The sequence below is a fragment of the Streptomyces sp. CB03238 genome (assembly GCF_002099185.1).
GTDB lineage: Bacteria > Actinomycetota > Actinomycetes > Streptomycetales > Streptomycetaceae > Streptomyces.
This window is the reverse complement of record NZ_NBCN01000007.1, coordinates 57,053-70,971: the sequence shown is the minus strand read 5'-3', so window position 1 is coordinate 70,971 and position 13,919 is coordinate 57,053. Positions and strand designations below refer to the sequence as shown.

Genomic DNA, 13,919 nt, shown 5'->3' with positions numbered 1-13,919 from the left:
GAAATGTAGACAACCCGCCCATACCACATCCATGGATGTGAGATCTGTGGCCACCTCTTCAGCACCGCGTAAGCGGACCACGACGAAGTCCACGAAGACCACCAACAAGCAGAGCGCGGCGCAGCCGCGCAAGGAACCGGCCCCCGCCCAGACCCAGGACCAGGCCTCACCGGGAGGCCGCACGGTCAGCTTCACCGTCCCGTCCCTCGACCGGGTCGCGAACGGCGCGGCCAACGCGGCGCTGCTGCCGGTGGCGGCCGCCCGCCAGGTACTCCCCGCCAAGGGCGGCCTGCCGCTCTACCTCGGCCTCGGTGTCCTGGGCGCCGCGGACGTCATCGAATGGCCCGTCGCCATCGGCATCGGCGTCGGCTACGCCGTCCTGCGCCGCGGCGGCCTCATGACGGGCGCCGCCCGCCCCCGCGCCACCGCCTGACACCCCGCGCGGGCGCCCGGCTGGCCCCCGGTCGGGCCAGCCGGGCTACGGCGTGGGCGGGGCCTGTTGGGCCCGGTGGGCCGGGGTCGGGGCCCCTCCGGGCTCACCTCCTCGCGGTCGGCGGGGTGCCCACCCGGACTTCGTGACCGTTTCTCGCCGCCAACCGCTGCGGGGGCGACCCTGCACGGCCCCTTCTCGCCGTAGTCGACAGCTCGTACCCGGCCCGCCACGAGCACCGCACAGGACATCCGGCCCGCAGGCCGCGTACGACCGTGCCGTGCAAGGGATTTGGGAGCGCCCCACCGGTCCGCAGTCGGCGTACGACCGGGGCGGGGCCGTGCAGGGTCGCCCCCGCAGAGGCCGGCGGCGTCGGAAGGGCTCCCAAGTCGGCGTACCCAAGGCCGCCGGCCTCGAGGAGGTGAGCCCGGAGGGGCCACGCCCCCCACCCACCGGCGCGCACCGACCCAGGGGCGCCCGGGGCGCGACGCCCCGGTCAGAAGCCCCGCGTGCGCTTCGCCGCGCGGCGAAGCGCGGCCGAGCCGGGGGCGCGGATGAACAGGCGGGCCATCTCGCCGCCCAGGTTCACCCCGATCGCGATGGCCAGCGCCAGCGCCGCCGCCCGCGCCAGGGAGGTGAAGCCGGCGTCCATGTTGTTCTGGGCGATGTTCAGCACCCCGAGGTACGTCGCGCTACCGGGCAGCAGCGGCCCGATCGCCGCCGTCACGTACGGCAGCGACGACGTGTGCTCGTACCGGGCCATCAACTGCCCGAACAGCCCCACCAGCCCCGCCGCGACCGCCGTCGCCATCACGGTCGAGCCGCCCGCCGTCACCGCTATCGACGCGTAGATCACCCACGCCGCCCCGCCGTTCAGCGCCACGAACAGCACCGTGGAACGTTCCTGCTGGAGCAGGACCGCGAAGGTCACCGACAGCAGCACGGCGGCCAGGATCTGGAGCACCGGCCGCTCGACCGCGCTCAGCACGCCTTCCGGGTTGAGCTTGGCGCCGAGCTGCACACCCCCGTACAGCACCGACAGCACACCCACCACGATGGCGACGAAGAAGTACGCCACCTCAAGCAGCCGCGCCGACGCGGTGATGTAGAAGCCGGTCAGGCCGTCCTGTACGGCGGCGACCAGCGCCCGCCCCGGAATCAGCGCGAACAGCCCACCGGTGATCACCGCGTTCGGCTGGAGCCCGGCGTGCAACAGGCTGACCAGCACCCCTATCCCGGCGGGCGGCACCGCGGCCACGGCGAACTGGTAGAACTCCGGAAGCCCGCGCCCCGCGCAGAACCACGCCAGCCGGTCGCCCAGCATCGCGCCCGCCGCCGCCACCAGGAACACCGCCATGTCACCGCCCAGCAGCATCGACGCCGCGCCCGCGAGCCCGCCCGCCGCCACGGTGAGGACCCACCCGGGGTACGGGTGCCGGTTGCGCCGGATCTCCGCGAGGCGCCGGTAGGCCTCCTCCAGCGAGACGTCGTAGTCCTCGGCGTTGATGTCGGCGACCAGCGCGTAGACGGCGGACAGCCGGGTGTAGTCCGTGCCGCGCCGCCGTACGGTCCGGCTCACCGTCACCGGGTCGTCCACCAGCGACGGCTGGTAGGTGACGCCCAGCAGCGTGAACGTCACGGTCGGCTCGCAGCGGTCGAGCCCGTACGAGCGGCAGATCGCGAACATCGCCGCCTCGACGTCCTCCGCGCCCTCGCCGCCCGCCAGCAGCAGCTCGCCGATACGCAGCGTCAGGTCGAGGACGCGCGGTACGGCTGGGGCGGCCTCGCCGTGCCTCTGCACCGGCTCCGGCACCGGCCGCTCGCTCACCGGCATGCGCAGCATGGTGCGCATCCGGTCCTGCCACGGCGCGTCCTTGGACAGCCTTATCGCCGGGAACCCCTGGGCGGGCGTGAACGCCGGTGGGGACTCCTTCGCCGAGTACGTCGAGGGCGGGGCGAACGCCGATCGCTCCGGCTCGGCGGGCGACGGCTCGGCCGCCAGCCCCTCGGGCAGCGCGAACTCCGACGTCGTCTGCTGGTCCTCCTCGGTGCCGGAGGGCTGCTCCACGCCCGGCGGCGGCGTGAAGGCGCTGTGTGCCTCATCGGACTGAGGCTTACGGTCCTCAGGACCTCCCGTAGGACCGTCCGTCTCCGGCGCCACTGTGCTCGTCCTCACTCCCATCCGACCCATCCGACCCGCCTGCCCAGTATGGACATGGCCAAGGCCTCGGACACGACGACGGGCGGCGCACCCATCAGGGTGCACCGCCCGTCATACGGCGAAAAAGGGGCTCAGTGAGCGCCGCCCTGCGCCTCCAGGCGCTTGATGGACGCCTCGATCTCGGCCTCGGCCTCGGCGCGGCCGACCCAGTCGGCGCCCTCGACCGACTTGCCGGGCTCCAGGTCCTTGTAGACCTCGAAGAAGTGCTGGATCTCCAGGCGGTCGAACTCCGAGACGTGGTGGATGTCGCGCAGGTGCTCCATACGCGGGTCGGAGGCCGGCACGCACAGCAACTTGTCGTCGCCGCCCGCCTCGTCCGTCATGCGGAACATGCCGATGGCGCGGCACTTGACCAGCACACCCGGGAAGGTCGGCTCGTCCAGGATGACCAGCGCGTCCAGCGGGTCACCGTCCTCGCCCAGGGTGCCCTCGACGAAGCCGTAGTCGGCCGGGTAGACGGTCGACGTGAAGAGGTGGCGGTCCAGTCGGATACGACCGGTCTCGTGGTCCACCTCGTACTTGTTCCGCGACCCCTTCGGGATCTCGATGGTGACGTCGAACTCCACGGGTGGCTCCTCCAAGATCAACACAAAATGTCGGGTGATACTGCGCCCCCAGCAGGACCGGACCACCGTGCTCACCGGGGGTGCCGTGCTCACGGCACAGCTCAGTGGTTAAGTGTCCCTCACGCAACTGTGTGCTCGCGAAAGGGGCTGGTCAGCCGTGCTGGAGCCGAAGATGCTGCAGCTCTCCGCAGGCTCCGCCGTGCTCGGTCTCGTCCTGGCCTCCGGGGTGGTGACCCTGGCCGGGCCCTGGGACTCGGGTCAGCGTACGGCCGAGCGGGCCCGGGCCGCCGCCCTGGCCGGCACAGGTGGCGCACATCACGACGCGGCCGGTCCGGAACGCCCCGCCCCGAAACCGCCCGCCCCGGCCCCCAGCGCCCCGGGCGTACTCACCGCCCTCACCGCCCCCCGCACGGAAGCCGCCCCCGAGCCCAAGTCCCCGCCCGAGCCCGCCGCCCCGGCTCCGGCCGCCCTCGCGGCCACCCTGGACCCGCTTTTCGCCGACCCCGGGCTCGGCCCGCTGCGCACGGCGTCCGTCGTCGACGTACCGACCGGCAAGCAGCTGTACGGGAAGGGGGCCGGCGTCCCGATGACGCCCGCCTCCACCATCAAGATCGCCACCTCGGCCGCCGCCCTCACCGCCCTCGGGCCCGACCACCGCATCCCCACCACGGTCGTGGCCACCCCCGACGCCCGCCGGATCACGCTCGTCGGCGGCGGCGATCCCACCCTCGACGCCGGCCGGCTGCGCGCCCTGGCCGCCGACACCGCCCGCGCGCTGCGCGGCCGTGGCGTCACCGCCGTCACCCTGGCCTACGACACGTCCCGCTACACCGGCCCCGAACGTCACCCGATCGGTGTCAACGACAACATCGCCCCCGTCACGGCCCTCATGACCAACGAGGGCCGGCTCGGCACCTCGGCCAACGGCCCCGCCCCGCGCTCCGCCGACCCCGCCGGCGACACCGCCCGCGCCTTCGCCGGGCTGCTCGCCGAACACGGCATCGCCACCGGAAAACCCCCGGCACGCGCGCGTGCGCCCAAGAAAGCCACCCCCCTCGCCAAGACCTGGTCCGAGCCCCTGTCCGCCCTCGTGGAGCGCGCCCTGGTCCACAGCGACAACGACCTCGCCGAGGCCCTCGCCCGCCAGACCGCGATCGCCACCGGCCGCCCCGCGAGCTTCGGCGGCGCGGGCCGGGCCGTCACCGACCAGCTGCGCGCGCTCGGCGTACCGCTCGCCGGAGCGAGGTTCGCCGACGGCAGCGGCCTGGACCGCCGCGACCGGGCCTCCGCCGCCCTCCTCACCGCGCTCCTCGTCCGCGCGGCCGACCCCGCCCGGCCCGAACTGCGCCCCGTCCTCACCGGCCTGCCCGTCGGCGGCTTCAGCGGCACCCTGCAGGACCGTTACGCCGACGGTTCCCCCGGCGCGGCGGGCGCGGGCCTGGTCCGGGCCAAGACCGGCACCCTCACCGGCGTCAACACCCTGGCCGGCACGGTGGTGACCGCGGACGGACGACTGCTGGCCTTCGCGTTCCTGGCCGGGCGGACCACGTCCCCGTACACCGCCCAGCCCGCCCTGGACGGCCTCGCCGCCGTCCTGGCCCGCTGATCCGGACGGCGCCGCACCCTGACCCGATCCGGCGCCGAGCACGTACGGTTGACGCATGACGAGCATCGGTGGTGCCGAGATGGTCGACTGGAACCTCGCGGTCGCGACCGCGACCCGACTGGTACGCCCCGGGCCCGAGGTGAGCCGCGAGGAGGCCCGCGCGGTGGTCGCCGAGCTGCGGCGGCACGCCAAGGCGTCCGAGGAGCACGTCCGGGCCTTCACCCGGATGATCCCCGAGGGACACGAACCGGAGGACACCCCCGTCCTGGTCGTCGACCGGGCCGGCTGGATCAGGGCGAACGTCGCCGGTTTCCGCGAGCTGCTCAAGCCGCTGCTGGAGAAGATGCAGGAGCGCCGCTCCGGCAGCCCGGGCGGCGCCGTTCTCGGCGCGGTCGGCGGCAAGGTGACCGGCGTGGAGCTGGGCATGCTGCTGTCGTTCCTCGCCTCCAGGGTGCTGGGGCAGTACGAGACGTTCGCCCCCGCCACCCGCGAGCTCCCGGCCGGGGAGAACGGCGGCGGCAGGCTCCTGCTCGTCGCGCCCAACATCGTCCACGTGGAGCGGGAGCTGGACGTCGCCCCGCACGACTTCCGGCTCTGGGTGAGCCTCCACGAGGAGACGCACCGCACCCAGTTCACGGCCGTGCCCTGGCTGCGCGACCACCTCCAGGGCGAGATCCAGTCATTCCTCGGCGCCACCGACATGGACCCGATGACCGTCCTGGAGCGGCTGCGCGAGGCCGCCCAGGCCCTGACCGGCGCCCGCCCCGAGGGCGAGGAGGACGAGGGCGGCCGCTCGCTGGTCGAACTGGTCCAGACGCCCGAGCAGCGGGAGATCCTCGGCCGCCTCACCGCCGTGATGTCCCTGCTCGAAGGGCACGCGGATTATGTGATGGACGGCGTCGGCCCGCAGGTCGTGCCGTCGGTGGCGGAGATCCGCGAGAAGTTCCAGCAGCGCAGGGCGAAGGGCGCCTCCCGCCTGGACCAGGCGCTGCGCAGGCTCCTGGGCCTGGACGCCAAGCTGCGCCAGTACCGGGACGGCGAGCGGTTCGTACGCGCGGTCGTCGAGGAGGTCGGCATGGCCGGCTTCAACCGGGTGTGGACCTCTCCGAACACCCTCCCCACCAAGGCGGAGATCGCCAAACCGGCGGACTGGGTCGCGAGGGTGCACCGTAAAGCAGAATGAGGAGTCCAATCCGGCCGACGGCAGGAGAACGCCCCTCCAATCACCCATCCGAGGGACCGTGGGCAGTGGGTGGGCGTGCGATGCTCGGGTAACGGCCGAGTTCTGTCACCATCGACGCACTCTGAGTGACCGAACCCCCCGCTCCGGCCGTTAAGACTCCGACCGAGGCACCCCCCCAACTTCACACGAAGGGCACCGGACATGGGTCCCCATCCTGCGGTCGCGGCGATACGCCTGGCGGTCCGCCGCGTACTCCACGACGTACTCACCGAGCACACCACCCCAGCGCACCCCCCGGCCGCGCGCGCCGCGAGCGGAGCAGCCGAACACGCCCCCACCGGCGAGTCCCCGCAGCCTCAGCAGCCCCAGCAGGGCCCGCAGCCGCCGCTCGTCCTGGTGGCCTGCTCCGGCGGCGCCGACTCCATGGCGCTCGCCTCCGCCCTCGCCTTCGAGGCCCGCAAGCTCGACGTCCGCGCCGGCGGCATCACCGTCGACCACGGCCTCCAGCCCGGCTCGGACCTCCGCGCCGCCGAGGTCGCGGCCCGCCTCGTCGCGATGAACCTCGACCCCGTGGAGGCCGTCTCCGTGACCGTCGGCCGCGACGGCGGCCCCGAGGCGGCCGCCCGCGACGCCCGGTACGCGGCGCTGGACGAGGCCGCCGAGCGTCTCGGCGCCGCCGCCGTGCTGCTCGGCCACACCCGCGACGACCAGGCCGAGACGGTGCTCCTCGGCCTCGCCCGCGGCTCCGGCATCCGCTCCCTGTCCGGCATGGCCGCCGTCTCCGGCACCGCCGACCGCTACCGGCGCCCGTTCCTCCAGCTCGACCGGCAGACCGCCCGCAAGGCCTGCATGGTCCAGTCCCTGCCCGTCTGGGACGACCCGATGAACGCCGACCCGGCCTACACCCGGTCCCGGCTGCGCCACGAGGGCCTGCCCGCCCTGGAGAAGTCCCTCGGCAAGGGCGTCGTGGAGGCCCTCGCCCGGACGGCCCAGCTGTGCCGCGACGACGCCGACGCCCTGGACGCCTGGGCCGCCGACGTCGACCCGACCGTACGGGACGAGGCGGGCCTGCTGGAGTGCGCCAAGCTCTACGCCCTGCCGCCCGCCGTCCGCCGCCGCGTACTGCGCCGCGCGGCCATCGCCGAGGGAGCCCCCGCCGGCTCCCTGTTCGCCCGGCACGTCGAGGAACTGGACCGGTTGATCACCAGCTGGCGCGGTCAGGGAGCCATCAATCTGCCCGGCCGCGTCGTGGCACGCCGCCAGGGTGGCAGACTGGTCATTCGGCAAGGCTGACGCAGGCTGCAACGAAAGTGACCCGGGTGAACGAGAAAGACATGGGCACCGACCTCAAGTCGGTGCTCATCACCAAGGAAGAGATCGACGCGAAGCTGGCGGAGCTCGCCGCGAAGATCGACGCTGAGTACGCGGGCAAGGACCTCCTCATCGTGGGTGTCCTCAAGGGCGCCGTCATGGTGATGGCGGACCTGGCGCGTGCGCTGTCCACCCCCGTCACGATGGACTGGATGGCCGTCTCGTCGTACGGCGCGGGCACCCAGTCCTCCGGTGTCGTCCGGATCCTCAAGGACCTGGACACCGACATCAAGGGCAAGCACGTCCTGATCGTCGAGGACATCATCGACTCCGGCCTGACGCTGTCCTGGCTGCTGTCGAACCTCGGCTCGCGCGAGCCGGCCTCCCTGGAGGTCTGCACCCTGCTGCGCAAGCCGGAGGCGGCGAAGGTCGCGATCGACGTGAAGTGGATCGGCTTCGACATCCCCAACGAGTTCGTGGTCGGCTACGGCCTGGACTACGCGGAGAAGTACCGCAACCTGCCGTTCGTCGGCACGCTCGCGCCGCACGTCTACGGCGGCTGAACCGCCCCCGGACACCCGCCGGGCCCCGGGAACCCTGACCGCCCTCCCGCCGTTGGAGCATGGGAAGGCGGTCGCGGGTGACAATGCTGGGGTACCGTCCGAAGAACAGTCTTTTCTCATAGCAGCATTTACCTACGGGCAGGAGGGACGGGGCGTCATCGCTCCGTATGGATGGACGTGAAGCGATACTTCCGTGGGCCGGTCATGTGGATCGTGCTGGCCGTCCTCGCCGTGGTCGTGTTGATGCAGGTCGTCGGCTCGTCCGGTGGCTACAAGACGGTGGACACCGGCGAGGTCGTCCAGGCGATCGACAAGAACCAGGTCGACCAGGTCAAGCTGACCACCGGCGACGAACAGATGATCAAGGTCGACCTCAAGGACGGCCAGAAGGTCAAGGGCAGCGACAAGATCCAGGCGAGCTACATCGGCACGCAGGGCTCCGACCTCGCCGCCACGCTGCAGAAGAAGTACGAAGCCGGCGACATCGACAAGGGCTACACCGTCTCGCCGACCAAGCAGAGCGCCATCGTCTCGGTGCTGCTCTCGCTGCTGCCGTTCGTGCTGATCGTCGTGGTCTTCCTGTTCCTGATGAATCAGATGCAGGGCGGCGGCTCCCGGGTGATGAACTTCGGGAAGTCCAAGGCCAAGCTGATCACCAAGGACACCCCGAAGACGACCTTCGCCGATGTGGCGGGGTCGGACGAGGCCGTCGAGGAGCTCCAGGAGATCAAGGAGTTCCTCCAGGAGCCGGCGAAGTTCCAGGCCGTCGGCGCCAAGATCCCCAAGGGCGTGCTGCTGTACGGCCCGCCCGGCACCGGCAAGACGCTGCTCGCGCGCGCCGTCGCGGGCGAGGCGGGCGTGCCGTTCTACTCGATCTCCGGTTCCGACTTCGTCGAGATGTTCGTCGGTGTCGGTGCCTCCCGTGTCCGTGACCTCTTCGAGCAGGCCAAGGCGAACGCCCCGGCGATCGTCTTCGTCGACGAGATCGACGCCGTCGGCCGGCACCGCGGTGCGGGTCTCGGCGGTGGCCACGACGAGCGCGAGCAGACCCTCAACCAGCTGCTCGTCGAGATGGACGGCTTCGACGTGAAGGGCGGCGTCATCCTGATCGCCGCCACCAACCGGCCGGACATCCTCGACCCGGCGCTGCTGCGCCCGGGCCGCTTCGACCGGCAGATCGCGGTCGACCGCCCGGACATGCAGGGCCGTCTGGAGATCCTCAAGGTCCACCAGAAGGGCAAGCCGGTCGCCCCGGACGTCGACCTGTCCGCGGTGGCGCGTCGTACGCCGGGCTTCACCGGCGCCGACCTGTCGAACGTGCTGAACGAAGCCGCGCTGCTCACCGCGCGCAGCGACAAGAAGCTCATCGACAACCACTCCCTGGACGAGGCGATCGACCGGGTGGTCGCGGGCCCGCAGAAGCGGACCCGGATCATGTCGGACAAGGAGAAGAAGATCACCGCGTACCACGAGGGCGGCCACGCCCTGGTGGCGGCGGCGTCCCCGAACTCCGACCCGGTCCACAAGATCACCATCCTGTCCCGTGGCCGGGCCCTGGGCTACACCATGGTCCTGCCCGACGAGGACAAGTACTCGACCACGCGCAACGAGATGCTCGACCAGCTGGCTTACATGCTGGGCGGGCGCGCGGCCGAGGAGCTGGTCTTCCACGACCCGACCACGGGTGCGGCCAACGACATCGAGAAGGCGACCGCGACCGCGCGGGCCATGGTCACGCAGTACGGCATGACCGAGCGGCTCGGCGCGATCAAGTTCGGCGGCGACAACACCGAGCCCTTCCTGGGCCGGGAGATGGCGCACCAGCGCGACTACTCGGAAGAGGTCGCGGCGCTCGTCGACGAAGAGGTCAAGAAGCTCATCGAGACCGCGCACAACGAGGCCTGGGAGATCCTCGTCGAGAACCGTGACGTCCTCGACAACCTGGTCCTCCGGCTGCTGGAGAAGGAGACGCTCAACAAGGAGGAGATCGCCGAGATCTTCGCCCCGATCGTCAAGCGCCCGGCCCGCCCGGCGTGGACCGGCTCCTCGCGGCGTACGCCGTCGACGCGGCCGCCGGTGCTCTCCCCGAAGGAGCTGGCGCTGACCAACGGCGCGGCGGGCGCCAATGGCGCCACGCCGACGGACGTCACCAAGGCGAACCCGGCCGCCCCGGCGGCCGAGGCGGTCCCGGAGGAGCGTCCGGAGAGCTGACCGACCCGGTGGCCCTCCGCCCCCGGAATGAAAGCCGCGCCCCCCAGGTTCTAGCCTGGGGGGCGCGGCTTTCGCGTGCGCGGTTGGGCGCGTACTCAGGCAACACGGAACGAGGCACACATGACCGACCCGGTGACGTTGGACGTCGAGGGCACGATCGGCGAGTTCGACGAGAAGCGAGCCGAGAACGCCGTACGGGAACTTCTCCTCGCGGTCGGTGAGGACCCTGACCGAGAGGGTCTGCGGGAGACGCCGGCGCGGGTGGCTCGGGCCTACAGGGAGATATTCGCGGGCCTGTGGCAGGAGCCCGAGGACGTGCTGACGACGACGTTCGACCTGGGGCATGACGAGATGGTCCTGGTGAAGGACATCGAGGTGTTCAGCACCTGCGAGCACCACCTGGTGCCGTTCCGGGGTGTGGCCCACGTCGGGTACATCCCCTCCACCACCGGCAAGATCACCGGCCTGTCGAAGCTGGCGCGGCTCGTGGATGTGTACGCGCGCCGCCCGCAGGTGCAGGAACGGCTCACCACCCAGGTCGCCGACTCCCTGATGAAGATCCTGGAGCCGCGGGGCGTGATCGTGGTCATCGAGTGCGAGCACATGTGCATGTCGATGCGCGGCATCCGCAAGCCCGGCGCGAAGACCATCACGTCGGCGGTGCGCGGACAGCTGAGGGACCCCGCGACCCGCGCGGAGGCGATGAGCCTCATCATGGCCGACTGAGCGGACTGGATGGCCCAACTCCCTTTGACCGCTTGTCTTTTATGCCGGACAGGCGGTGGACGCGGGTGTGTTCTGCCGCAAGACTCACCGGCATGACGATCACGAACGAGCAGTCGAAGGCCCTACCCGTTCGCAGCCTCGGTGGCCTTGAGGTGTCCGCTCTCGGTTTCGGCGCGATGGTGCTGTCGCCCGGGGTGTACGGAGAGATCGACGACGCGCGTGCCGAGCGGGCGCTGCTCGCGGCGGTGGACGCCGGGGCCACGCTCATCGACACGTCGGACGGCTATGGCGCGGACGGCCACAACGAGCGGCTGATAGGCAAGGCGCTGGGCGGGCGGCGCGACGAGGTGGTCATCGCCACCAAGTTCGGTTTCCGGCTCCCCGAGGGCGTCGAGCCGCACCCCTTCCCGGTCGGGTACGCCTTCGGCGAGCTGGCCGTCAACGCGGACCCGAAGCATGTGCGCGGGTACGCCGAGGCCAGCCTGCGGGAGCTGGGCACCGACCGGATCGACCTGTACTACCCGCACTTCCCGGACCCCCAGGTGCCGCTGGAGGACACCGTGGGTGCGGTCGCCGACCTCATCGAGGCGGGCCTGGTCCGGCACCTCGGCCTGTCCAACGTCACCGCCGAGCAGTTGCGCGCCGCGCACGCCGTGCACCCGGTGGCGGCCGTCCAGACCGAGTGGTCCATGTGGCGGCACGTCGACGAGGAGCTGCTGGCGGCGGCGCACGAGCTGGGCGTGGGCATCGTCGCCTGGTCACCTCTGGGCGCCGGCTTCCTGACCGGCAAGGTCGACAAGGTGGAGGACGGTGACTTCCGGCAGCACATGCCCCGGTTCGACGCCGCGAACCACCAGGCCAACAACGACCGCTTCGCCCCCGTGCGCGGGATCGCCGAGGAGCTCGGCATCACCCCGGCGCAGCTGGCCCTGGCCTGGCTGCTGCACCAGGACGAGCACGTCGTTCCCATCCCGGGCAGCCGCACCCCGGCCCACATCCGGGAAAACCTCGCCGCCGCGCATGTGCGGCTCTCCCCGGACGTCCGCGACCGCCTCTCGGCAGTCCTCGCCGAAACGGAGGTCTCGGGCGGCACGCTGCTGTAGCCCCAGCCGCCGACCGGGCCCGGCCCGGGCACGGGTGCCGGGGCACGCGGCCCGCCGTCGTGAGCCGGGCCGCGTCCGACCCCGCCCGGCCGGCGCGCCTGCCGACCCTCCCGCGTGGCCCCCTCCGGGCGCGGCCGACCCTGGCGGGGCCGTTCCCGGTGGCCGGGCTGCCTGGCGCGAGCCCTTATGCGCTCGCCGTGATCAGCCCGGGTCAGCACGCCCGGCCGAGCGTCCGGCTTCAGGCGCCAGGCCTGCGGTCCGCGCAGGTCGGCACCCGTGCCGGGGGCCGTGTCCGGCGCGCGGGGCGCGGGGCGCGTAGGGCGACGCCCTGTGCCTGGGCGGGGTCCGGCGTGCGGGGCGCGTACGCCCGGCACCCGTGCCAGGGTCCGGCGTGCGGGGCGCGTAGGGCGATGCCCTGTGGCTGGGCCCGGGCCGGGGTCGGGGGCCGTTCGTGCCGGGCCGCGGTCAGGTCCTGGGCCAGCTCCGGCGAGGTCGCGGCTATGCGCGGGACGTGGTTTCGTCGTCGTCCTCCGGGAGCTTGCAGACCCGCTCCAGGAAGATCGCCGCCGCGATCACGCCGATCCCCGCCAGCACCGAGAAGCCGGCGTAGATCGCCTGGTCGCGGCGGGCCGGGATGTCGAGCGAGCCGAGCAGGTAGACGCCCGTGCCGCCGTACATGCCGCTCACCAGCGCCGCGACCAGGGCGCTCGCCTGGCCGAACACGACCGCGCGGGCGGCCATCATCGGTTCCACGCCCTTGGCGTCGGGGCGGCGCTCGCGCTGGGCGCGCAGCCGGGAGCGAAGCGAGAGCGCCGTCGCGGTCAGGACGACCGCGATGACCGCGAGGACGATCGGCGCGGCCAGGGGCACGCTCGGCAGGGTGCCGAACGACTCCCACAGCCGGGCGCCGCCCCACGAGAGGATGCCGGCGACGGCGAACAGTCCGGCCAGTACCTTGAGCCGCAGTTGTTTCACCGGGGGCCCTTCCTCTTGTGTCGCCCGTGCTTGCCGATCACTCAACGCTACTCGGGCAGGCGCAGTTCCAGGTCCGCCCGCGGCAGGACACCCTGGCGGCCGACGCCGCCGAGCAGCTCGGCGATCGCGCCCACGCCCGGCAGCAGCGCCTCCGGCTCCACGTCGTGCCACGGCGCCAGGACGAAGGCCCGCTCATGGGCGCGGGGGTGCGGAAGGGTGAGGACGGGGTCGTCGGAGACGACGTCCGCGTACGCCACGATGTCGACGTCGATGGTGCGCGCGCCCCAGCGCTCGTCGCGCACGCGGTGGAATGCCTCCTCCACCGCGTGGGCCCGCTCCAGCAGGGACGCCGGCGGCAGCGTGGTCTTGAGGACGACGACCGCGTTGAGGTACGACGGCTGGGAGCCGGGGTCGACGCCCCAGGGCTCCGTCTCGTACACCGGCGAGACCGCCTTGACCCGGACGCCGGGGGTGTCCTCCAGCGCGTCGATGGCGCCCTGGAGCGTCTCCAGGCGGTTGCCCAGGTTGGAGCCGAGGGAGATCACGGCCCGTTTGGGGTTGGACAGCGTGATGTCGGCGGCGTCGACCTGCTCCGTCACGGAGGCGGGCACCGGCTGTACCGTCGGGTCGCTGTGCGTCTTGTTCATGCGCGGCTCCGGGTGATGGTGATGGTCACGTCGTCGAAAGGCACGGTGATCGGGGCGTCCGGCTTGTGGACCACCACCTCCACCTCCTGGACGCCGTCATGCTTGAGGCACTGCTGGGCGATGCGCTCGGCGAGCGTCTCGATCAGGTCGACCGGCTCCCCCTGCACCACGTCCACGACCTCTTCCGCCACGACGCCGTAGTGCACGGTCTTCGCCAGGTCGTCGTCGGCCGCCGCGGGCCGGGTGTCGAGGCCGAGCACCAGGTCCACGATGAACGTCTGGCCTTCCTCGCGCTCCCGGGGGAAGACGCCATGGTGCCCGCGGGCCTTGAGGCCGCGCAGCGCGACACGATCCACGCGAATCACTCCTGCTGTCGT

13 protein-coding genes are annotated in these 13,919 nt (G+C 72.2%); 8 read left to right on the top strand and 5 right to left on the bottom strand.

The window, feature by feature from the left end; translation table 11 throughout:
- Window positions 1-31: 31 nt before the first annotated feature.
- Window positions 32-433 carry a hypothetical protein gene (locus tag BKD26_RS41270; protein WP_241518627.1) on the top strand — a complete coding sequence of 134 codons (402 nt, stop codon included), beginning with the start codon at window positions 32-34 and terminating at the stop codon, window positions 431-433.
- 493 nt (window positions 434-926) lie between these two features.
- Here the strand turns inward: BKD26_RS41270 and BKD26_RS13425 are convergent, their stop codons facing one another.
- Window positions 927-2,612: a threonine/serine exporter family protein gene (locus tag BKD26_RS13425; RefSeq protein WP_084898068.1), complete on the bottom strand. Its 1,686-nt coding sequence runs from the start codon at window positions 2,610-2,612 to the stop codon at window positions 927-929.
- Between the two features lie 110 nt (window positions 2,613-2,722).
- A complete protein-coding gene (locus BKD26_RS13420) occupies window positions 2,723-3,217 on the bottom strand; it encodes an inorganic diphosphatase (RefSeq protein ID WP_073756976.1) in 495 nt (164 codons plus the stop codon).
- A 172-nt stretch (window positions 3,218-3,389) separates the two neighbouring features.
- Between BKD26_RS13420 and dacB the strand changes: the two genes are divergently transcribed.
- From dacB to BKD26_RS13385, 7 genes are all read left to right on the top strand, one after another.
- Window positions 3,390-4,823, top strand: a complete 1,434-nt coding sequence (gene dacB / locus BKD26_RS13415; RefSeq protein WP_084898476.1) for a D-alanyl-D-alanine carboxypeptidase/D-alanyl-D-alanine-endopeptidase — start codon at window positions 3,390-3,392, stop codon at window positions 4,821-4,823.
- A gap of 55 nt (window positions 4,824-4,878) precedes the next feature.
- A complete protein-coding gene (locus BKD26_RS13410) occupies window positions 4,879-6,006 on the top strand; it encodes a zinc-dependent metalloprotease (protein ID WP_084898067.1) in 1,128 nt (375 codons plus the stop codon).
- 201 nt (window positions 6,007-6,207) lie between these two features.
- Window positions 6,208-7,299, top strand: coding sequence for a tRNA lysidine(34) synthetase TilS (gene tilS, locus BKD26_RS13405; RefSeq protein ID WP_084898066.1), 1,092 nt, complete (start codon window positions 6,208-6,210; stop codon window positions 7,297-7,299).
- Window positions 7,300-7,340: 41 nt separating this feature from the next.
- The gene (gene hpt / locus BKD26_RS13400; protein ID WP_064067358.1) at window positions 7,341-7,880 is read left to right on the top strand and encodes a hypoxanthine phosphoribosyltransferase; all 540 of its coding nucleotides are present in this window, start codon (window positions 7,341-7,343) and stop codon (window positions 7,878-7,880) included.
- Window positions 7,881-8,051: 171 nt separating this feature from the next.
- Window positions 8,052-10,091, top strand: a complete 2,040-nt coding sequence (gene ftsH / locus BKD26_RS13395; protein ID WP_084898065.1) for an ATP-dependent zinc metalloprotease FtsH — start codon at window positions 8,052-8,054, stop codon at window positions 10,089-10,091.
- Window positions 10,092-10,211: 120 nt separating this feature from the next.
- A complete protein-coding gene (folE, locus tag BKD26_RS13390) occupies window positions 10,212-10,817 on the top strand; it encodes a GTP cyclohydrolase I FolE (RefSeq protein WP_073756980.1) in 606 nt (201 codons plus the stop codon).
- A gap of 92 nt (window positions 10,818-10,909) precedes the next feature.
- Complete coding sequence (locus BKD26_RS13385; protein WP_084898064.1) at window positions 10,910-11,920, top strand: aldo/keto reductase; 1,011 nt, start codon at window positions 10,910-10,912, stop codon at window positions 11,918-11,920.
- A 498-nt stretch (window positions 11,921-12,418) separates the two neighbouring features.
- Here BKD26_RS13385 and BKD26_RS13380 read toward each other — a convergent pair whose 3' ends face one another.
- Genes BKD26_RS13380 through folB form a run of 3 tightly spaced genes read right to left on the bottom strand, consistent with a single transcriptional unit; the run spans window position 12,419 to window position 13,898 of the window.
- Complete coding sequence (locus BKD26_RS13380) at window positions 12,419-12,895, bottom strand: DUF3180 domain-containing protein (RefSeq protein ID WP_084898063.1); 477 nt, start codon at window positions 12,893-12,895, stop codon at window positions 12,419-12,421.
- 47 nt (window positions 12,896-12,942) lie between these two features.
- Window positions 12,943-13,542, bottom strand: coding sequence for a 2-amino-4-hydroxy-6-hydroxymethyldihydropteridine diphosphokinase (folK, locus tag BKD26_RS13375; RefSeq protein WP_084898062.1), 600 nt, complete (start codon window positions 13,540-13,542; stop codon window positions 12,943-12,945).
- Window positions 13,539-13,898, bottom strand: coding sequence for a dihydroneopterin aldolase (folB, locus tag BKD26_RS13370; protein WP_064067363.1), 360 nt, complete (start codon window positions 13,896-13,898; stop codon window positions 13,539-13,541). Before folB ends, folK begins: the two co-directional genes overlap by 4 nt.
- Window positions 13,899-13,919 lie beyond the last annotated feature (21 nt).

What these genes read in the sequence shown, in the direction of transcription:
- BKD26_RS13385 (WP_084898064.1), top strand. Translation starts at nt 10,910, where the DNA reads ATGACGATCACGAACGAGCAGTCGAAGGCCCTACCCGTTCGCAGCCTC.
- tilS (WP_084898066.1), top strand. Translation starts at nt 6,208, where the DNA reads ATGGGTCCCCATCCTGCGGTCGCGGCGATACGCCTGGCGGTCCGCCGC.
- folK (WP_084898062.1), bottom strand. Translation starts at nt 13,542, where the DNA reads ATGAACAAGACGCACAGCGACCCGACGGTACAGCCGGTGCCCGCCTCC.
- BKD26_RS13410 (WP_084898067.1), top strand. Translation starts at nt 4,879, where the DNA reads ATGACGAGCATCGGTGGTGCCGAGATGGTCGACTGGAACCTCGCGGTC.
- BKD26_RS41270 (WP_241518627.1), top strand. Translation starts at nt 32, where the DNA reads ATGGATGTGAGATCTGTGGCCACCTCTTCAGCACCGCGTAAGCGGACC.
- BKD26_RS13425 (WP_084898068.1), bottom strand. Translation starts at nt 2,612, where the DNA reads ATGGGAGTGAGGACGAGCACAGTGGCGCCGGAGACGGACGGTCCTACG.
- hpt (WP_064067358.1), top strand. Translation starts at nt 7,341, where the DNA reads ATGGGCACCGACCTCAAGTCGGTGCTCATCACCAAGGAAGAGATCGAC.
- ftsH (WP_084898065.1), top strand. Translation starts at nt 8,052, where the DNA reads ATGGACGTGAAGCGATACTTCCGTGGGCCGGTCATGTGGATCGTGCTG.
- dacB (WP_084898476.1), top strand. Translation starts at nt 3,390, where the DNA reads ATGCTGCAGCTCTCCGCAGGCTCCGCCGTGCTCGGTCTCGTCCTGGCC.
- folE (WP_073756980.1), top strand. Translation starts at nt 10,212, where the DNA reads ATGACCGACCCGGTGACGTTGGACGTCGAGGGCACGATCGGCGAGTTC.